Genomic DNA, 19,727 nt, shown 5'->3' on the forward strand with positions numbered 1-19,727 from the left:
TGGAGTGAAATTCATTGGGAGAAAATCAGTTTAGATGGAGTAACAAGCAATTACGAGAACATGTTGAAATAATAGACGGTACACGAAGTCCACACAAATTATTAAAGAATGCAACATACTTAAATTCCTATATACGTGAATGGATGCAAGCAAATATTTGGATTTATGATGACCGTATTATATATGTAGGAGAAAAGTTGCCAGAGCAACTATATAAATGTGAAGTCATTGATTGTGATGGAAAGTATGTCGTTCCCAGTTACATAGAACCGCATGCACATCCATATCAGTTGTATAACCCAGAGACGCTAGCAAATCATGCGATGCAATTTGGGACAACGACTTTTATTAATGATAATTTAACTCTATTTTTCACATTAAAACGTGAAGAATCATTTCGTTTAGTAGAGGAATTTAAAAAGATTCCAGCTACTATGTATTGGTGGTGCCGTTTTGATGGACAGACTGAATTGCAAAACGGGGAATCTTTGTTTAATAGTAAAGAAATAATAGAATGGCTGAAACAAGAAGCTGTTCTTCAGGGTGGGGAGTTAACAGCATGGCCAAAATTATTACATGGTGATGATGAAATGTTAACTTGGGTGCAGGAAACGAAGCGATTGCAGAAGAAAGTAGAAGGCCATTTTCCGGGTGCATCTGAAACGACTTTAGCGAAGTTAAAACTGTTAGGTACAGATTGTGATCATGAAGCGATGACAGGGCAGGAAGCTTTCACTCGTCTTATGCAAGGTTACACCGTTTCTCTTAGAAATTCTTCCATTAGACCGGATTTAGAAGTTTTATTAAAAGAATTGTTGGAATTAGGCGTGAAACAGTTTGATAGATTTATACTTACTACAGACGGCTCACATCCTTCGTTTTATGAAAATGGAATGACAAACGTAATGATTTCTACCGCGATAAAACAAGGAGTGCCAGTAATAGATGCATACCATATGGCAAGTTATAATATTGCTCGCTATTATAATATGGAACATGTACATGGTTCGATTGCGACAGGTAGAATTGCTAATATCAATATTTTAGAAAGTAAAGAAAACCCAGTACCAATTAGTGTTCTTGCAAAGGGGAAATGGGTGAAGCGTGACGGTGTAAATACGCATGAAGCATTACATATAGACTGGAGTAAATATAAAGTAACTCCATTATCATTAGATTGGTCAATAGAAAAAGAGGATATGATTTTCTCTAATAAAACGGGGATACACTTATTAAATAACGTTATTACAAAACCATATACTAGTGAAATCAATATAGACTGTGATGAATTATCCACAGATCATGATGAATGCTTCCTCATGATGATTGCTCGTGATGGTACTTGGCGAGTAAATACAGTTGTAAAAGGTTTTGCGAAAGAATTAGGTGGTCTTGCTAGTTCTTATTCCGGCACAGGTGATATGATTCTCATTGGAAAAAGTAAAGAAGATATGCTTACAGCTTTTCGTAGAGTAAAAGAGCTCGGTGGTGGAATGGTCGTAGCAGAAAACAATGAAATGTTACACGAAATAGCATTACCATTGCTCGGGATTATGTCTAATTTAAAAATGAGTGAATTAATACAGGAAGAGAAACAGATGGTGAAATTACTACAAGAGCGTGGCTACGCGTATGATGATCCAGCATTTACAATTTTATTCTTTTCTGCGACGCACTTGCCTTTTATACGAGTAACACCTATAGGATTATATGATGTGAAAAGTAGTAAGGTACTGGCTTCGCCGGTGAATTTAATAAAGCAATATTAAAAGGAAAGGCCCTATAATAGTCTAAATTATAGGGCCTTTTACATTATTAGTATAAGAATATTGTAAGCCTCAAATGATATAGTATCTAAATCATTTGAGGTGATATGTAAATATGAAAAAAATATTTTACATTTTAAGCATATTTATTCTGTGTGTATCGATACAACACGTTGTACATTCCCAATCAGATGCACCAAGGTTATCTTCGGATTGTTTCGAAGAAAGAAAAGTTCGAGATGAAAAGTATGTGAAGAATATAATACAGGACATTAAATCCACATTTAATTTAAATATTGATGAACATAGTTTTTGGGAAGTAAGTAAAAGAGATCTGGAGGCTGCCCATTTGATGTATGGTGGAAAGGAAAATGATTCTTATTATAATTCGCTAACTAAAATTTATGATAGTGGTGGATTTAGCGAACAGCCCAGCTTATTTGTGAGGGCGCAAGAAGCATTTTTACTTTATAAAGAAAAAGATAATATCAATGTAATGAAACGCCTAAAACTAGACGTTGAAAAAGGGGAATGGCTCGTTATAAAAACGAAAAAGAAGAAAGGGAAAAAAGTGAAATTCAAGCCTTTGCAATGTGAAAAAGATTATATGAAAAAGAGAAATGAATAACAAAATACTTATTCATGCTGTTTTTATTCAATGATATTTTGCTGTTGATTTGAAATAGAAAAAGGTAAACGAACATATTAGCTTTATGGAATATGTTTGTTTACCTTTTTTTGAGAGATTTAAAAATTGGGGATGTTTTTAGTTGGAAATTATGTACTGGCTAATGAACTTATAACATTCAATGAATTTGTTCTTCATAAACATTAGATTTTGTGTCAAATGATTTATACATTGCCGAACCACCTATGTATATTTTATTCTACAGTATTTATAAAAGAATATTGGCCATGCATAAGAAATATGATTGGCACAGTTTTTGCTTGTATTAAATGTAAGGAAGGGAGATTGTATGTAAGGAATCTGTACTCGTAATAGTATAAAACAAGCTACTATTGCATTATTAATCATAGTTGTATTTATAGCGGAACTGTAAATACATACAAATAAGTAGGTTTTCGGTTTAAAAATTCTGAATTTTCTTTTAAATTATTAGGGGGCAATGGTATGGTTAAATATTCGAAAATTTCTAAGTGGATTCTTGGTGTTGGACTAGTGACAATAACATGTAATGGTTTGCAAATTCAAGCAGAGACAAAAGAGAAAAATGTGAAGAACGTATTACAAATGGAGCCGGTAGGAATACAGAAATCTGTTGATGAATTGGCGCACCCTTCAAAAGTACAAGAAAATGCATCTTTTACAAAACGGTTAAAATTAGCGGATTTATCGCAGCGTCCACTAGCACCAAACGATAATATTAAACCGTTAGCTGAAGAAAAAAAGTATTCAATGGCTGAGTTAAATCAATTAAATAATAAACAATTAACTGATCTTCTTGTGACAATTAAATGGTATCAAATTCCAGAATTATTTCAGTTTAATAGTGATAGTCTTAAATTCTATCAAGATGATAGTCGAATGCAAGCAATTATTAATAAACTAGCAGAACAAGGACAAGCTTATACGAAAGATGATTCAAAAGGGATTGAAACATTAGTAGAAGCTCTACGTGCAGCATTTTATTTAGGTTTTTACCATGATGAATTAAGCAAACTAAATGAGCGTAGCTACCATGATAAATGTTTACCAGCTTTAAAAACAATTGCAAAAAATCCAAATTTCAAACTTGGTACATCAGAACAAAATAAAGTAATTGCATCATATGGAAAATTAATTGGAAATGCATCAGCAGATGTTGAAACGGTTTTATATGCAGGTGAAATTTTTAAACAATATAATGATAATCTTGCAACTTTCATTGAAGACCGAACAAAAGGAGACGCTATATATGAGTTGATGAAGGGAATTGACTTTGATATTCAGACGGATATGTACACGACTGGAAAAGAGCCAAAAGATACGATGTGGTTTCGAAATATTGATAACTTTATTAATGAAGTAAATCGTTTTGCACTACTTGGTACAGTAACAAATAAAAACGGATGGTTAATTAATAATGGAATTTACTATGCTGGACGATTGGGCAAGCTTCATAGCACGCCGACAAAAGGACAACAAGTTGTTACAGATGCAATGCGAATTTATCCATATTTAGGAGAGCAATACTTTGTTGCGGCAGAACAAATTACTACAAATTATGGAGGAATAGATGCGAACGGAAAAACTGTAAATTTAGATCAAATTCGAGAAGAGGGTAAAAAGAAATATTTACCGAAAACGTATACGTTTGATGATGGAGCAATTGTCTTTAAAGCTGGGGATAAAGTTAGCGAAGAGAAAATTAAACGTCTATACTGGGCGGCAAAAGAAGTGCGTTCTCAATTTTATCGTACAGTTGGTAGCGATAAACCACTTGAAAGTGGACATGCTGATGATGTGTTAACGATGGTTATTTATAATAGCCCAGATGAGTATCAATTTAATCGTCAACTGTACGGATATGAAACGAATAATGGTGGGATTTATATTGAAGGGACAGGGACTTTCTTTACATATGAACGTACACCAGAGCAAAGTATTTATAGTTTGGAAGAATTATTCCGCCATGAATTTACGCACTACTTACAGGGAAGGTACGAAGTTCAGGGATTATGGGGACAAGGAGAAATGTATCAAAATGAACGTTTAACATGGTTTGAAGAAGGAAACGCAGAGTTCTTTGCAGGTGCAACGCGATTAGATAGTGTAGTACCGCGAAAAAGTATAATTGGTGGGTTATCTAATGATCCTACAAAACGTTATACAGCATCACAAACATTAAATGCGAAATATGGAACGTGGGATTTTTATAATTATTCGTTTGCGCTGCAATCATATATGTATAATAAGCGCCCTGAAATGTTCGATAAAGTGCATGATTTGATTCGCGCAAATGATGTTTCAAGTTACGATGCATACCGTGCTACATTAAGCAAAGATAATAAGTTAAATGAAGAATATCAATCTTATATGCAAATGCTTATTGATAATCGCGATAAGTATACAATTCCACAAGTATCAGATGAGTATTTAACTCAGCATGATCCAAAATCGCTTTCGGACATTACTTCAGATATTACGAATGAAGCGAAATTAAAAGATGTGAAAGTAACAAAGAATAAATCACAATTCTTTAATACATTTACACTACAGGGGACATATACAGGAAGTGCGGCTAAAGGAGAAGTTGAGGACTGGAAAGTGATGAATGAAGCAACAAATGATATGTTGAAACGTCTTTCAGGAAAAGAGTGGACTGGATATAAAACATTGACTGCTTATTTTGTAAATTACCGTGTAAATAATGCTGGGCAATATGAATATGATGTTGTGTTTAGCGGAGTGAATACGGAAGAAGGTACGGCTGTAGAAAAAGAACCAAATAATTCATTTGAAACAGCAAACCCACTATCTTTGAATATTTTGTTAAGAGGAACCTTGAGCGATCAAGATCAGGGGGATAAATTTGTTATTGATGTAAAGGATCAAAAAGATTTACAAATTTCTGTTACGAACGAACAAAATCTTGGACTGAACTGGGTATTATATTCTGAATCAGATCTAAATAATTATGTAGCTTATGCAACAAAACGTGATGGAAACAAATTGCTTGGAAATTATAATGCAAAGCCAGGGAAATATTACTTAAGTGTATATAAGTATGGTGGTGGAACAGGGAATTATACGGTACAAGTAAAATAGTTTACTATAATTTATTTTGAAAGGAAACTTATTGCATTTTTTAGCAAAATAAAGTATGTAATGTTAAAAATTAAACTATATCAATATATCCCTGTTCTAATTATAGAACAGGGATATATTGGCTTTATATTTTTAAATTAAATAATCTCATTGGATTTTGACAAGAAAATAATTAATATAGATTTGAATTCTCATTCGTAAAGAATACTTTAATCTTCTTAATGCTCTTTCATTTTTGTCTCAATGCTTGTTTTCAAATCAGTTGATACTTGATTGAAATACCCCAAAACGATCTCCCTAATATCATCGGATATAACTTTCAAATCACTAGCTAAGTTCTCAGCGAGATGTTCTTTTTCTATCGGTTTTAACTTCGTATAAAATTCACCAGCCTGCGTAAAGTCATTCTGTTTTGCTATAGAAGTTCTTTCAAGTTTACCTTCAACGTACCTTCCGTCACCGCTTGTAATTTGATTAGCGGGTGTCCAATCTTGCTGTTGGTTAATCGTTAATTTGCGAAATTCGGGACCAATTCTTCTTCTTTGTGAATCACTGTAAATGTTAGCGCGCCCTTGCAACATTTTATCATCTGATAGTTCTGCACCATCCAGTAAATTAGAAGGGGAGAATGCGACTTTCTCTACTTGTTCCATAAAATTTTCAGGATTTTTATTTAATACCATTTTCCCGACTGGTATGAGAGGATACGTCTGTTCATCCCATACTTTTGTGTCATCTAAAGGATCATAAGATAGGTAAGCTTCATATTTCGGATCCATGAGCTGGACGTATAAACCATACTCCACTGGTTTACCATTTTCAATAGCATCATATAAATCTTTCCCGCTATAATCAGGGTTTTCAGCAGCTAGTTTAATTGCTTCTTTACTAGTAATGTACTGTACACCTTCAAATGGGTACCAATGATACTTTACATACTTTCGATTACCTTCCGCATTTCTCCATACATATGTATTAACACTATGTCCTGGAATGTGGCGAAGACTTTTGGCCGTACCATTATTAGAGTATAAACGGACAACAAAATGAATAGATTCAGGTGCTTTAGCGACAAAACTCCAAAATCTATTAGGATCTATTAAGTTATTTTTAGGTGAAGGCAATAATGCTTGAATCGTTTCAGGGAAACGCATTGGGTCACGAACAGAAAAAACAGGAATGTGATTACATAAAAGGTCAAAAATGCCTTCTTTTGTATAAAATTTTGTAGAAAAACCGCGTACATTTCTAGCAGTATCCGGTGTTCCTTTCGTACTAACAGCTAACGAAAATCGCACCATAACAGGAACTTTCTCATTAGAATTTTGTAAAAAACTTAATTTAGTATGTTCAGACATCGAATATATCGTTTGAAAATAACCGAACGCACCAAATCCTTTTACATGAACAGGTCTTTCTAAAATTTTTTCATGAATAAATTCTTGTAATGACTCATGCAGTACACTATCTTGCTCTAGTACGGGTCCACGTGAACCAACTGTTTGAGAGTGAAGTTTAGCTTGTTCATTACGTTCGTCATTTTCATTAAAGTCTTTCCCTAGTATAGATTGCCCCTGTTTATCATAGTTTTCATCCATCGATATAGCCTCCAAATCTTTTTTGTCCAATGTTACTAAATATGATTCTATAGCCCTAATTATGTATGACATGCAAAGTTCAAAGCAGTAACATACCGCTAGATACAAAAAACACATATGTAGTGGACCTGTTGAAATAGAAGAAATTATGGAAAAATGAATATCGGGAAGAGAAAGCACGCGTTTTACTAAAAAGGTGGAAGAAAACCACTATTAAAATTTCAATCTTAAAACTTAATTTATAAACGATTATATAGAGAATGAACGTTAAAAAAGGAAAAATAACTAGGAGGAATTTAACATGTCGGATTGGTTTCAATTAGATAAAGAATATATGATGTCTACATATTGTCGTACAGAGGTTGCAATGGAAAGAGGAGAAGGGTGTAAACTGTATGATGTAAATGGTAAAGAGTATTTAGATTTATTTTCTGGCGTAGGAGTAAATGTATTAGGATACAATCATCCTAAAATTGTACAAATGACAATGGAGCAAGTTGCGAAATCGTTGCATTTACCGTTTCATTTTTTAAACCCAGTTGCAATTGAGTATGCAAAGAAATTAGTAGATTGTACTTTAAAAAGCGGAAAAGTCTTTTTTACAAACTCTGGTACGGAAGCGACAGAAACAACATTAAAATTAATTGATAAATATAGATTTATTGCGAATGAAGAGCGTGATGGAGTAGTTGTGTTAAAAGATAGTTTTCACGGGAGGACGTTAGGGGCACTGCATTTTACGAGACAAGAAAAGGTATATCAAAATTTCCCTAAAACATCTATTCCTGTATATGAAGTAGAGCGCGAGAATATAGACCAATTAGAAGAAACCATTATTAAAGAAAATCCAATTGCGATTATGCTAGAGCCTGTTTTAGGTAGCGGGGGGATTTATCCTTTATCAAGTGAATATTTACATGGTGTTCAAAATTTATGTGAAAAATATAATGTACTTCTTGTCGTTGATGAAGTTCAAAGTGGTATGGGGCGAACGGGAAAATTATTTGCTTATCAAAATTTTAATATTACACCAGATATTATTCAAATTGGTAAAGGAGCAGGAGGCGGGATACCGCTAGGAGGAATTATTGTAGGTGAAAGGTTATGTGATGTATTTTCACCAGGAGATCACGGGACAACATTTGCTCATTCATCAATGGGAACAGCTTTAGGTTTAACTGTATTAAATACATTACTTGATGATGGGTTAATGCAAGAAGCTTATGAAACGTCACTATATTTGAATGACAAACTGCAAGATATTCAGAAAGAAAATGCTTATTATATTCAGGAAGTACGTCATGCGGGGATGATGTTTGGGATAAGTGTGAATGACACGAATGAAAATGTAAAGAAATTACAGATTGAGTTAATGAATAAAGGGATGTTAGTCGATGTAACACAAGGGAATATTATTCGATTACTTCCGCCGTATATTATTACGAAAGAGGAAATTGACGCATTCACTTATGAGTTTATTTCCTGTGTTCATAACATAGCTGCTACAGCAAGTATTTAAAAAAATATAAAAAAATATAAAAAGCTGAAGAAGCCGCTATTTTAGCGGCTTCTTCAGCTTTTTAAAATAGTAAATTACTTAACATAGAGAGCATCTCATTGGACAAATAATTAATTATGTGAAACAATAATAACAGATAAGGAGACGTTAATTTTCCTTAAGTGCTTCGAATTAATTTTATTCAATAAGAGAAGGTGTGCTTAAAGAAGTTAAATTAAATAAGGAGCTGTTTTATTATATGCAACAAAATAATGATTTAAATTTTGAACCTCAAGACGTTAATATTGTCAATCCTAAACAAGCCAGGAAAGCAGTAATTGCTACTGGTATAGGGAACGCAATGGAGTGGTTTGACTTCGGATTATACGCGTATTTAGCGGTTATCTTAAGTCAATTATTCTTCTCAGGTGTTGATAATAGTGGATTGCAACTTGTACTTACATTCGGTACATTTGCAGCAGCCTTTCTCGTTCGACCAATCGGAGGTGTATTCTTTGGTAGAATAGGAGATAAGTACGGCCGAAAAATCGTGTTAAGTACTACTATTATTTTAATGGCACTTTCTACATTATTCATCGCATTACTACCAACCTATGAACAAATTGGTGTATGGGCACCAATACTACTTTTAGTTGCCCGAATGATTCAAGGCTTCTCTACAGGCGGCGAATATTCAGGAGCAATGGTTTATATCGCAGAATCTTCTCCAGATAAAAAGCGTGGTATACTCGGTAGTGGTCTTGAAATTGGAACACTCTCAGGTTACATTGCTGCATCGGTAATTGTTACCATTTTGACGTTATTGTTAACAGATGAGCAAATGCTCAGCTGGGGATGGCGTATTCCGTTCTTAGTAGCTGCACCAATTGGTTTGGTCGGTTTATACTTACGCCGTCATCTAGATGAATCTCCAATCTTTGAAGAGATGGAAAAAGCACAAGAGGAATCTGAAGACAATGAACAATTTTCATTTATGGATATTATTAAATATCACAAAAAAGACTTCTTATTAAGCACAGTAATTGTCGCCTTCTTTAATATTACGAATTATATGATTCTTTCGTATATTCCTTCTTATCTAACTCAAGTACTTAAAGTCAAAGAAACAACGGGCTTATTAATTATTTCTATTACGATGGCACTTATGATTCCACTAGCACTATATTTTGGTAAATTAAGTGATAAAATTGGTAATAAACGCGTCGTGCAAATTGGTTTACTTGGTTTAACTGTATTTGCAATTCCAGCATTTTTACTAATAGGTAACGGACATATTGCAGCTATATTTGCAGGTATTTTCGTACTAGGTTTCTTCTTAAGTGTATATGAAGGAACATTACCTTCATTATTACCATCACTCTTTTTCACTGATGTACGTTATCGAGCACTTTCGATCTCATTTAATATTTCTGTATCGATATTCGGTGGAACAACACCGCTTGTATGTTCATACTTAGTTCATGCAACTGGTAACCCGCTTGCGCCAGCATTTTATTTGACGGGTGTAAGTATTATTGGATTAGTTGTATTTAGTGTATTATTTGTTACGACTTCAGGGCGTGCGCTAAAAGGTTCATATCCTACAGTAGAAACGAAAAAAGAAGCACACCTAATCGCTAAAGAAGACCCTGAAGAAACACTTTGGTGGCATGAAGAGTCATTAGAAATTGAAGCAGGGAAGAATGCTTCCATTTAAAAAGCAACGTAGAAGTATAAAAAGACTCCTATGAATATAGGAGTCTTTTTGTTACGTTATTTCTTTCGTTTCTTCAAACTTTTCTGATAGGCATAAAGCTTATGAATCTCTTCCTTAAATTCATGCAGAAGTACAATGCTTTTACCATTTGAATAACGCACCGTATTATAAGCATCTATAATAATATCACTTTGAATATTTACATCTTCTTCATCATTTATTCTTTCTAGCCAAGCCTCAACAGTTTCTCCCCGTTTTCTATTTAAAGGAGGGGTTAACTTACTCTCTAGCTTGAAAATTTCCTTCCGAATTTCGTTATGCGGCGGTTTATTTCGTTTAAAACGATTTTGGTTCGTTCCTTCTTTATTAGTAATAATAGTAGATTCGAAGGCGGGCATATTTGGTAAACTGAATTGTTTTCGTTTTTTTACTATTTTCCAAACGACGTAAATAGCGATAGCTGTACATGCTATTATGGTAATGCTATTTATGAGTGTGGGGTCAAAATCAGGAAGTTTTTCCCCATTGTCTTCAATTTTAGGTTTTAAGAGATGCCCTTTACTTGCCCAAACCCCTTCAGTATCTTTCAATTCAGCTGCTACGAGAAATGGATTTATAACATAACCGACTCCTAACGCGACTACTTCTGTGATAAAGCTAAAAATAAGACGAATAAAAGGAAAAACTAAAACAAGTACTATACTCATTACACCAATCGTAATGATAGAAATGAAACGTAATAACTGTTGATTCCGATTTGCCCCAGTTAACCAAAATGTAATCATAATGTGTATAACTAATAGTAACAGCTTCCACAAAGGTGGAAAGGGCGCATAAAATATGGCTGAAATACTAAAACAAACAATACCGCCTAACGATTTTTGAACTGGATATCCTGGTCCGACTACATGTACGATAAAGAAGAAAAGCGGTAACATAATTGTGCCGAATAGAGAGAATGGGAGAAGGAAAGAACAACCAATTATTTGAGTAATGAACAGTATGACAAATCCTGTTGTTTTTTTATTCATAAATTTATGAATAAGAAATACGCCTACATAGCCTGTCGCTAAAAATATGGCAATAGCAACAAGGTCATCCCTTTCTGTTAATAATGAAAGGAGGAGAAGCAAAATAAAGTCATTAACGTGATAGAGCCAAGTTTTCAACCAATTCCACCATCCCTTCGCTATTAATGAGGAACGTTGGCTGCGAGAGAAGAGGGAGTTCATTTTTCTGTAAACCAATGTATATCATTGTAGACGAACGTTCTCTCTTTCTCGTTACATAATGAAGGAATCCTTGTTTCGGAAGTAACGTACTATCATCTGAAATACGTGCTAATTCTTCTAAAGCTTTTGCATATTGTGTTTGCCCTTCATGTAACGATAAATGTAATGCACCACCTTCTGCTAATACACTAATAAATAATTCAAACGGTATGTGATGCTTCGTTGCATATTGGCAAATGTATGTTGTGAATGAAATTAAATCTTCAACATTATCTTTCCAACCAAATCCACGATCGGCAGCTAAAGAAAGACAAATCGTCCAACTATAATTTTTTACAGGTTCAAATTGCTTCGCTTGTAATTCTTGCATTTTAGCAGATGCCTTCCAATGAATAGAGCGGAAAGACTCACGCTCATATCGCTTTACACCGATAATAGATGTTTCATCATTGTAAAAAGAAAAATTAGTTCGATAAGAACCAGTTAGAAGTTGCTGAAGTTCTTGCAAACCTGCTACTTCTTTAGGAGAAGGATACACAATAATTTCAGTTTTTAACTTATCGAAAACAGGTAAGTGTACATTTAATAAATGAAAAGGATCTTTTAAAACGCATTCGAACTGTTCAATTTGAAACACACCACGTTTCGTTGCGGTTAATGTTAAATCCCATTTTTGCGCCGAATGTGCAGGTTGTGAAAATGGAAAAGAGAATAACGTTTTTGATATTCGTTCAATTCCTTGATCTTTATGCTGTATAAGAGACGAATCTAAATGAAAATAACAAACACCATTAACGAGAGGGATATGTGCACCGTTTTTCAAATGAATAAAAAACTTTCCAGATTCATCAGGGAAAAGCCGAGTTGTTTGTCTCTCGTTTATAACTTCAAATTTTTTCTCTATGTAAGCGACATATTTATAAATGAAAATCGCAAATAAATAATAGGAGAAAAAGAGAAACATTATAATTCGTTGCGGCATAAAAAAGGTAAATAGTATAGCGCCTGGCACAGTTAGTTGAATAATATGGAGTTGAAAAAATAAAGGTACAGTTACAACACGCTGTCCATTCATGCTTGCTCAATCTCCACAGGTACGTCAACTTCTTTTAAAATACTTTGCATTATATCATTTTTAGTCGTGCGCAGGGCACCTTCCATTGATAAGACAATACGGTGATTCCAAACAGAAGGAGTTAAAAATTGTATATCTTCAGGGGTGCAATATTCTCTCCCGCGTAAGAAGGCTAATGCTTGAACTGCGCGCACTAAAGAAAGTGTGGCACGTGGGCTTACACCGTTAGCGATGTAATCGTGATTTCGAGTAGCTTGTGCAAGTTTAATTATGTAATGTTCTAACGGTTCTGATATGAAAATTTCTTTTATTCGTTTCTGTGATTCTAATATATCTTCTAAAGAGATAACAGGTGTGACACGTTCTAGCGGTATATCGTTACGAAAACGTCGCATCATTTGTAACTCATCTTCAGGAGTTGGATAACCGATTGAAATCGTCATTAAAAAGCGATCAAGCTGTGCATCTGGAAGAGAGAAAGTCCCTTGTGATTCAATTGGGTTTTGCGTTGCAATAACAAAGAACGGTTTTGGGAGAGGAGTAGACAGTTTTTCAAGCGTCACTTGTCGCTCTTCCATCGCTTCTAACAAACTAGATTGTGTTCTCGGCATTGCACGGTTAATTTCATCTGCTAGCAAAATGTTTGTCATAACGGGTCCAATTCTTAACTCAAATTCACTTGTTTTTGGGTTAAAGTATTCAATACCTGTTACATCACTTGGAAGTACATCAGGGGTAAATTGAACACGAGAAAAACTACCGCCAATACTTTTTGACATGGTTTTCGCCAGTAACGTTTTCCCAGTACCAGGCACGTCTTCGAGTAGTACATGTCCATCAGCAAGCAGTGAAACAAGCAGTAGATCAATAACATTTTCTTTACCAACAAACACAGATCCTATGTTTTCTTTCAATTTATTTATCATATGTACCATTCCTTTCAGTATAAAAGAGCTAATATTTCTATATTTTAACAAATTATTCAGAAAATTAGTATGATTTTTTAATTCAAAGAAATAGATATTTAATTATTAAATTAAGCTTGCATATTTTGGAATATGATTATACAATATCGGTATATGATGTATCGTTAGTCGATATATCATAAGGCGATGTATCGGAGGTAGTTATAATGAATGCGAAGGCGCAAAAATATATTCCGTTAACTGAGGCGACATACTACATATTATTGTCACTTGTAAAGCCAATGCATGGTTATGGAATTATGCAAATGGTAGAAGAGATGACAAATGGAGAAGTAAAACTCGGTCCTGGTACGTTATACGGGAATACGACGAAATTACTAAAAGAAAAATTAATTGTTGAAGTTGCCTCTACAGATAGAAAGAAGTGCTATGAGTTAACAACGTTTGGGAGAGAAGTGTTAGAGCTCGAGTATAACAGGTTACAGAGATCTGTAAGGAATGGGAATAGTATATTAGGGGAGTGAATGGAATATGGAGACAAAGAAGTTATTCAAACCTTTCGCGATATGGAGCTTGGAAAAAGAAGAAGCTTTTTTAAGAAGAATGCATCAAAAAGGATGGGCTTTACAAAAGTATAATGTAATGTATACGTTTAAGAAAACTGAACCGAAAGATGTAATATATAAAGCGGATTTTAGACTGGATTATATAGATTCGAAAGAAAAACAACTAGAATATATTGATATATATGAAATGTGTGGCTGGAAACATGTAACGAGTTTTGCGAAATGGAATTATTTCTGTAAAGAAGTAGACGAGGAAAATGAGTTACCTGATATTTATTCAGACAAAGAAACGAAGATACAAAAACTTGTTGAATTGATACAGTTCGTTGCAATTATGTTTGTAACGTTAATTCCAGTGCTTTACTTATGTTTTCTTGGAGTATCAGAATCAGGATTATATAGAGGTATGGTAGGGTTTTTAGTTTGTATATATTCATATGCGTTTATTAATTTATTTAGAAAGCTTAAAAAAATGAAAAAGGAAATATTTTAACAAAGAGTGATATTCTTAGAGAAGATATATTGGGAAATCATCTTCTCTAATCTTTATATATATTTATTTTGTTCATTCTTTTTTACATAATAAAAGACTACCTTTTTAATTCATAGAATTAACAGTTACAAAGATAATACCAGTAACAATACCTAAAAAAATCATAAATGAAGAAGAAATAATTAATAATAAAGAATTAGCAATAAATATCACTTTATTAGATTTTTGATTTTTAAAATGGTAATAAAGTAAAAGACCACAAATAGTAGAAACAATCCATATTGTTAGACCGTAAGGAGTCGTTATTTTTTCAAAATCGAAGATCCAAAAGTAAAAGATGACTATGTGGCAAGTTACTAGTATAAATGTTGATGGAAGCATTATCTTTTTATTTAAAATCATTTGTTTTACCTCCCTTATGTAAATATTACCAAAAGGGTATGGGTTTTAATATATAATAAGGAAGAAATACATCTTTAATTAACTTATTAAATGGAAAAATCCCTTATAGAAAAATCTATTTCTACAAGGGATAATAATGTTTTTATTAGAAAGACTGATTTTGCGCAGGTTTAATAAATTGTTCTGGGTTTTCAACAAGTCCGCATACAGCACACTGGACACGGTATGTAGGTCCTTGATAGGCCATATGAAAAGCATTCATCGTTTCATTTGTGTATTCTTCTTCTACTTGACCAGTTTGTGGATTTAATTTGACTGGTTTTACTTGTTGTTCAAGAATATTAAAGCGAGTACGGTTCGTTTTACAGCTTGGACATAGCATTGGTTCCATATGTATACACCTCCATTTGTATCATTTCTTAAAATCTTTAATTTTATGCAAGCAAAAAACTTTCTCAATATAAATAGGTGTTTAATGTATTTAAAATTCAGAAAAAATAAAATATAATAAAAGCACGAACTGGTTATGTCCAAACCAAATCTCCTGTTTTATGCCAATAAGCTGGGGGGCCGAGAAATCGGCCTCATTTTTTTTGCTCATTACTACAAGGAACAAGGTTTTTGTGAGACTTTTGTCGAAATTTTAGGGATAGATATAAAGGGGGATGTAAAATGGATTTGAAAATGAAGTACATCATTTTATATGTAGAAAAGTTTGAGGAATGTTTAAAATTCTATAAAGATATTTTACAGTTACCTATAAAAGCAGAGCATGGTACATATATTGAATTTAATACTGGAACTACCATTTTAGCGATGAATACGCGGCAAGATGTGAAAGAATTAACAGGACTACCGCTTACAGAAGGTGAATTAAAGTCTTCTCATTTCGAATTAGGATTCGTTGTTGAGAATGTACAAGAAACGATTGAGCAATTTAGAGAACAAGGAATCAAGATTTTAGTTGAACCTATTGTAAAACCGTGGGGACAAACAATTGCCTACATTGCTGATCCAGATGGAAATTATATTGAAATTTGCAGTTCATTAGAATAGAGGGAGAAAGAGAGATGGGATTTCCAAAACTAGAAACAGAACGTTTACTCTTAAGAGAACTTACACTATTAGATGCAGAAACGATGTTCCAATATTTTTCGAAAGAATCAGTTATACGTTATTTCGGAATGGATTCTTTTGAAAATATTGAGCAAGCGAAAACAACGATTCAAACGTTTAAAAATCGTTATGAAGAGGGCAGTGTATTTCGCTGGGGAATCGAGAAAAAAGGGACGGGCCAATTAATCGGAACGTGCGGATTTCATTTAATTAATAATAATCATAAACGAGCTGAAATTGGTTATGAATTAGATGATACATATTGGGGACAAGGATATGCATCGGAAGCATTACAAGCGATTTTAGCTTACGGATTTGAAATGCTGCAACTGATAAGAATCGCAGCGGTTGTATATGTAGAAAATAAAGCTTCTCAAAAGTTGTTAATAAAAGCAGGATTTCAAGAAGAAGGATTACTTCGAAAACATATGATTCAAAATGGAGTTGCTCATGATACCATTTTATATTCTTTATTAAAAGAAGAGTGGATGAAGTAATGAGTACAAACGAACTTATAACGATTATGAAGAATCATAGGGAAAATAGATTCATTTTAGGTATAGATGGTTTAAGTCGTTCAGGAAAAACAACATTCGTAGCAAATTTAAAAGAAAATATGAAACAAGAAGGCATTCCGTTTCATATTTTCCATATTGATGATCATATAGTGGAGCGTAATCGACGCTATTATACAAACCATGAAGAATGGTATGAGTATTATTGTTTACAGTGGGATATTACATACTTGAGGCAGAAGTTTTTTCAGAAGTTACAACATGAGACAAAATTAATTTTGCCTTTTTATCAAGAGGAAACAGACTCATGTGAAATGAAAAAAGTACAGATTCCTATTGTAGGCGTAATTGTTATTGAAGGAGTTTTTCTGCAGCGAAAAGAATGGAGAGATTTCTTTCATTATATGGTCTATTTGGACTGTCCAAGAGAGACAAGGTTTCTACGTGAGAGTGAGGAGACACAGAAAAACCTTTCAAAGTTTGAAAATAGGTATTGGAAAGCAGAGGATTATTACTTAGAAATGGAATCGCCGAGGGATAGGGCGGATTTAGTCATTAAATGATTTGAACATAGAAGGTGAATAGAATGAATATTTTATGGGATTTTGATGGGACGTTATTTGATACGTATCCTGCATATACAATGATGCTTTCTGAAATATTAGGTGATTCAGTAGAAAAACAAGAAATATACAAAAACTTAAAAATATCATACTCTCATGCAATTCAGTATTATAATATTTCATGCGAGCAGGAAGAAAAGATTAAAGTTTTGAAGGGAAAATTCACGTCAAAAGATATGAAACCTTTTGCAGGTGTCGAAGAGGTTTTGAAATTTGCAAATAAAAATGTGATTATGACCCATAAACATAGGGAAGGGGTTATGGGCATTTTAAAATATTACGGCTGGGAAAAATACTTCGTAGATATGGTTACAATTGACGATGGCTTTCCTCGAAAGCCAAACTCTTTAGCTTATAATCATCTGCATAAAAAATACAATATTGATTTAGCTATTGGAGATAGAGAATTAGATTTATTACCTGCAAAAGAATTAGGTATTTCAACATGTATGTTTCAAGGTAATTGTGATGTAGCGGATTATTCTTTATCACATTACTCGGAGTTTTTTAAGGTAGTGAGTGATAGAGAGTTTTCTTTATAAAAAAAGTTATTAATAAAGACTGTATCTTTCATTTTAAAGGTACAGTCTTTATTTTTTAGAGCTATTATATACCAATTGCCGTGGATTAAAGAATGATTGTATATCTTTAGTAAAGAAATAGTCAGGTTAGTTGTTAGATAGAAATAAACTGACAGATAAAGTGATAGTGTCCGTTTTATCTGCTTTTTATCATAACCAAATTATGGTTATTCATGCTAATATAAACTCATAGCTATATAGAAGGGGTGGGATTAGTATGAAAACAGAAATAGTTCCTAAAAAGAAGTACAGTATAATAAGCTATATATCTTTACTCATCGGCATTTTGTGTTTTCTATTCGTTTTTATAACGCCACAAGGATAGCGAATGCAGGTAATATAGTTGGAGATTATATTACAATTGCCCTGACAGGTGTAGGTATCATGCTTTCAATAATCACAATGACGAAAAAAACAGAGAAGAAGGGGATTGCTATCCTTTCATTAATACTGTCCTCATCATTTTTTATATTTTGGATCATAGCGATTATCCTATTGTTTACTGGTCAAATTAGTTTTGCGCCGTAATGTGAAATAAAAAGAGTCCTTTTCGTATGATAACGGGTATAGTTACGGGAGTGAAAATATAAAATAACATACAAATTAGGGATGTAAATCACTTATGATTTAGCATCCCTTTTTTTATTGTTATTTCAGTGTTTAAGCGCTTTTATATAGTTAAATAGCGTTCTAAATAATAAGATAAATGGAAAATTTATGTTAAAATAATTATAGAGATTGTGAAAAAATGTTCTTAAACTAGCGTTCAGATTACTTTAAGAAGGTTTTTTCAAAGGTAATGGTAAATATCATATTTTGAAGGGGTGATTGTAGTGGATTAAGTGATTTTTTTAATCTTGGTTAAATACTTTGAAGATAGGGGTTTATAACTATGAATACAAAACTAATAATAGTAGAAGGGTTACCTGGATTTGGAAAATCAACCACTGCAAAGCTAATAAATGAAATTCTAAGCCAAAATAAAATTGAAGTTGAACTATTTTTAGAGGGAAATTTGAACCACCCAGCCGACTATGATGGTGTATCTTGTTTTAATAAATTTGAGTTCAATAGATTATTATCTAACAGTGGAGATTTTAAAGAAGTGCTCCTTAAGAAAGTTCTAAAAAAAGGAAGCAATTATTTATTACCATACAGAAAGATGAAAAATGAGTTTGGTGACCAGTTTTCGGACGAATTATTTAACATTATTTTAAAAAATGATATATACGAATTACCATTCGATAAAAATGTTGAATTAATTGCTGACAAATGGAATGACTTTACTGAAATCGCTCTAGAAGACAATAAGGTTTATATCTTTGAATGTTGTTTCATACAAAATCCATTAACTATTGGGATGATTAAATATGGTGAACAAAAAGAAAAAATAATAAATTATGTAATGAAAGTTGCAAAAATCATAGAGAATTTAAACCCAATGTTATTGTATGTAGAACAAGATAATCTTGAATTTTCATTTAGGAAGGCGTTAAAAGAAAGAACTCCAGAATGGTCCACAGGAATTATCGACTATTACACTAACCAAGGCTATGGGAAAGAACATCACCATTCAGGTGTAGAAGGAGCGATAAAAGTTCTTGAAGCTAGAAGGAATTTAGAATTAGAAATATTCGATATGTTAAAAATGAAAAAAGAAACAATCAATAATACAAAATATGAAATTGACTCATATAGGTCAATGTTAAAAGATAAGTTAGCCATACAAATGGTGAAATAGCTTTTTACACTAACTGGTGCTTTAGTTGAAGAAGGAAATAAAAAACGCTCAGAATATTTTCTGAGCGTTTTAGTTTGTTATTTCTAATGTTTATTAGCATTTTTCTCTT

At 33.1% G+C, this 19,727-nt stretch carries 18 protein-coding genes and 1 pseudogene; 13 read left to right on the forward strand and 6 right to left on the reverse strand.

Annotated elements, in window-relative coordinates; all coding sequences use genetic code 11:
* Window positions 1-14 precede the first annotated feature (14 nt).
* The 3 genes from BM089_RS18840 to colA all read left to right on the forward strand — a co-directional run bounded on the left by BM089_RS18840 (window position 15) and on the right by colA (window position 5,535).
* On the forward strand, window positions 15-1,769 hold the full coding sequence (locus BM089_RS18840; RefSeq protein WP_090977707.1) for an adenine deaminase C-terminal domain-containing protein: 1,755 nt from the start codon (window positions 15-17) through the stop codon (window positions 1,767-1,769).
* 112 nt (window positions 1,770-1,881) lie between these two features.
* The gene (locus BM089_RS18845; RefSeq protein WP_090977709.1) at window positions 1,882-2,394 is read left to right on the forward strand and encodes a hypothetical protein; all 513 of its coding nucleotides are present in this window, start codon (window positions 1,882-1,884) and stop codon (window positions 2,392-2,394) included.
* Between the two features lie 504 nt (window positions 2,395-2,898).
* A complete protein-coding gene (gene colA / locus BM089_RS18850) occupies window positions 2,899-5,535 on the forward strand; it encodes a collagenase ColA (protein ID WP_000241872.1) in 2,637 nt (878 codons plus the stop codon).
* Window positions 5,536-5,753: 218 nt separating this feature from the next.
* On the opposite strand, the gene BM089_RS18855 is transcribed toward colA, so the two are convergent.
* Window positions 5,754-7,133, reverse strand: a complete 1,380-nt coding sequence (locus BM089_RS18855; protein ID WP_090977712.1) for a catalase — start codon at window positions 7,131-7,133, stop codon at window positions 5,754-5,756.
* Window positions 7,134-7,434: 301 nt separating this feature from the next.
* Here BM089_RS18855 and BM089_RS18860 point away from each other — a divergent pair, with 301 nt between their 5' ends.
* Both BM089_RS18860 and BM089_RS18865 read left to right on the forward strand, forming a co-directional pair.
* Complete coding sequence (locus BM089_RS18860) at window positions 7,435-8,652, forward strand: aspartate aminotransferase family protein (RefSeq protein WP_090977713.1); 1,218 nt, start codon at window positions 7,435-7,437, stop codon at window positions 8,650-8,652.
* Window positions 8,653-8,890: 238 nt separating this feature from the next.
* On the forward strand, window positions 8,891-10,348 hold the full coding sequence (locus BM089_RS18865) for an MFS transporter (RefSeq protein WP_001186932.1): 1,458 nt from the start codon (window positions 8,891-8,893) through the stop codon (window positions 10,346-10,348).
* A 56-nt stretch (window positions 10,349-10,404) separates the two neighbouring features.
* Here the strand turns inward: BM089_RS18865 and BM089_RS18870 are convergent, their stop codons facing one another.
* Genes BM089_RS18870 through BM089_RS18880 form a run of 3 tightly spaced genes read right to left on the reverse strand, consistent with a single transcriptional unit; the run spans window position 10,405 to window position 13,581 of the window.
* Window positions 10,405-11,517: a DUF4018 domain-containing protein gene (locus tag BM089_RS18870; RefSeq protein WP_061660018.1), complete on the reverse strand. Its 1,113-nt coding sequence runs from the start codon at window positions 11,515-11,517 to the stop codon at window positions 10,405-10,407.
* Entirely contained in the window at window positions 11,492-12,655 is a 1,164-nt protein-coding gene (locus BM089_RS18875; RefSeq protein WP_001014381.1) for a DUF58 domain-containing protein, read from the reverse strand. The genes BM089_RS18870 and BM089_RS18875 overlap by 26 nt, the downstream gene beginning before the upstream one ends.
* Window positions 12,652-13,581, reverse strand: a complete 930-nt coding sequence (locus BM089_RS18880) for an AAA family ATPase (protein ID WP_000608795.1) — start codon at window positions 13,579-13,581, stop codon at window positions 12,652-12,654. The genes BM089_RS18875 and BM089_RS18880 overlap by 4 nt, the downstream gene beginning before the upstream one ends.
* 206 nt (window positions 13,582-13,787) lie before the next feature.
* Between BM089_RS18880 and BM089_RS18885 the strand changes: the two genes are divergently transcribed.
* Window positions 13,788-14,105, forward strand: a complete 318-nt coding sequence (locus BM089_RS18885; RefSeq protein WP_000991893.1) for a PadR family transcriptional regulator — start codon at window positions 13,788-13,790, stop codon at window positions 14,103-14,105.
* 79 nt (window positions 14,106-14,184) lie between these two features.
* Window positions 14,185-14,640, forward strand: a complete 456-nt coding sequence (locus BM089_RS18890; RefSeq protein WP_307839223.1) for a DUF2812 domain-containing protein — start codon at window positions 14,185-14,187, stop codon at window positions 14,638-14,640.
* Between the two features lie 105 nt (window positions 14,641-14,745).
* Here BM089_RS18890 and BM089_RS18895 read toward each other — a convergent pair whose 3' ends face one another.
* Window positions 14,746-15,042 (reverse strand): hypothetical protein, encoded by a 297-nt coding sequence (locus BM089_RS18895; RefSeq protein WP_000602670.1) that lies wholly within the window; start codon window positions 15,040-15,042, stop codon window positions 14,746-14,748.
* A gap of 145 nt (window positions 15,043-15,187) precedes the next feature.
* Window positions 15,188-15,433: a hypothetical protein gene (locus tag BM089_RS18900; RefSeq protein ID WP_000433609.1), complete on the reverse strand. Its 246-nt coding sequence runs from the start codon at window positions 15,431-15,433 to the stop codon at window positions 15,188-15,190.
* A 281-nt stretch (window positions 15,434-15,714) separates the two neighbouring features.
* Between BM089_RS18900 and BM089_RS18905 the strand changes: the two genes are divergently transcribed.
* The 6 genes and pseudogenes from BM089_RS18905 to BM089_RS18930 all read left to right on the forward strand — a co-directional run bounded on the left by BM089_RS18905 (window position 15,715) and on the right by BM089_RS18930 (window position 19,618).
* Window positions 15,715-16,098, forward strand: coding sequence for a VOC family protein (locus BM089_RS18905; protein WP_000364497.1), 384 nt, complete (start codon window positions 15,715-15,717; stop codon window positions 16,096-16,098).
* Window positions 16,099-16,112: 14 nt separating this feature from the next.
* A complete protein-coding gene (locus BM089_RS18910; protein WP_090977717.1) occupies window positions 16,113-16,655 on the forward strand; it encodes a GNAT family N-acetyltransferase in 543 nt (180 codons plus the stop codon).
* Window positions 16,655-17,236 (forward strand): kinase, encoded by a 582-nt coding sequence (locus tag BM089_RS18915; RefSeq protein ID WP_016512646.1) that lies wholly within the window; start codon window positions 16,655-16,657, stop codon window positions 17,234-17,236. Before BM089_RS18910 ends, BM089_RS18915 begins: the two co-directional genes overlap by 1 nt.
* A gap of 23 nt (window positions 17,237-17,259) precedes the next feature.
* The gene (locus BM089_RS18920) at window positions 17,260-17,838 is read left to right on the forward strand and encodes an HAD-IA family hydrolase (RefSeq protein WP_016512647.1); all 579 of its coding nucleotides are present in this window, start codon (window positions 17,260-17,262) and stop codon (window positions 17,836-17,838) included.
* Between the two features lie 256 nt (window positions 17,839-18,094).
* A pseudogene (locus BM089_RS18925) lies at window positions 18,095-18,405 on the forward strand (hypothetical protein).
* A 364-nt stretch (window positions 18,406-18,769) separates the two neighbouring features.
* Window positions 18,770-19,618: a P-loop NTPase family protein gene (locus BM089_RS18930; protein ID WP_001093199.1), complete on the forward strand. Its 849-nt coding sequence runs from the start codon at window positions 18,770-18,772 to the stop codon at window positions 19,616-19,618.
* Window positions 19,619-19,727 lie beyond the last annotated feature (109 nt).

Source organism: Bacillus sp. 5mfcol3.1 (genome assembly GCF_900114335.1).
GTDB lineage: Bacteria > Bacillota > Bacilli > Bacillales > Bacillaceae_G > Bacillus_A > Bacillus_A thuringiensis_S.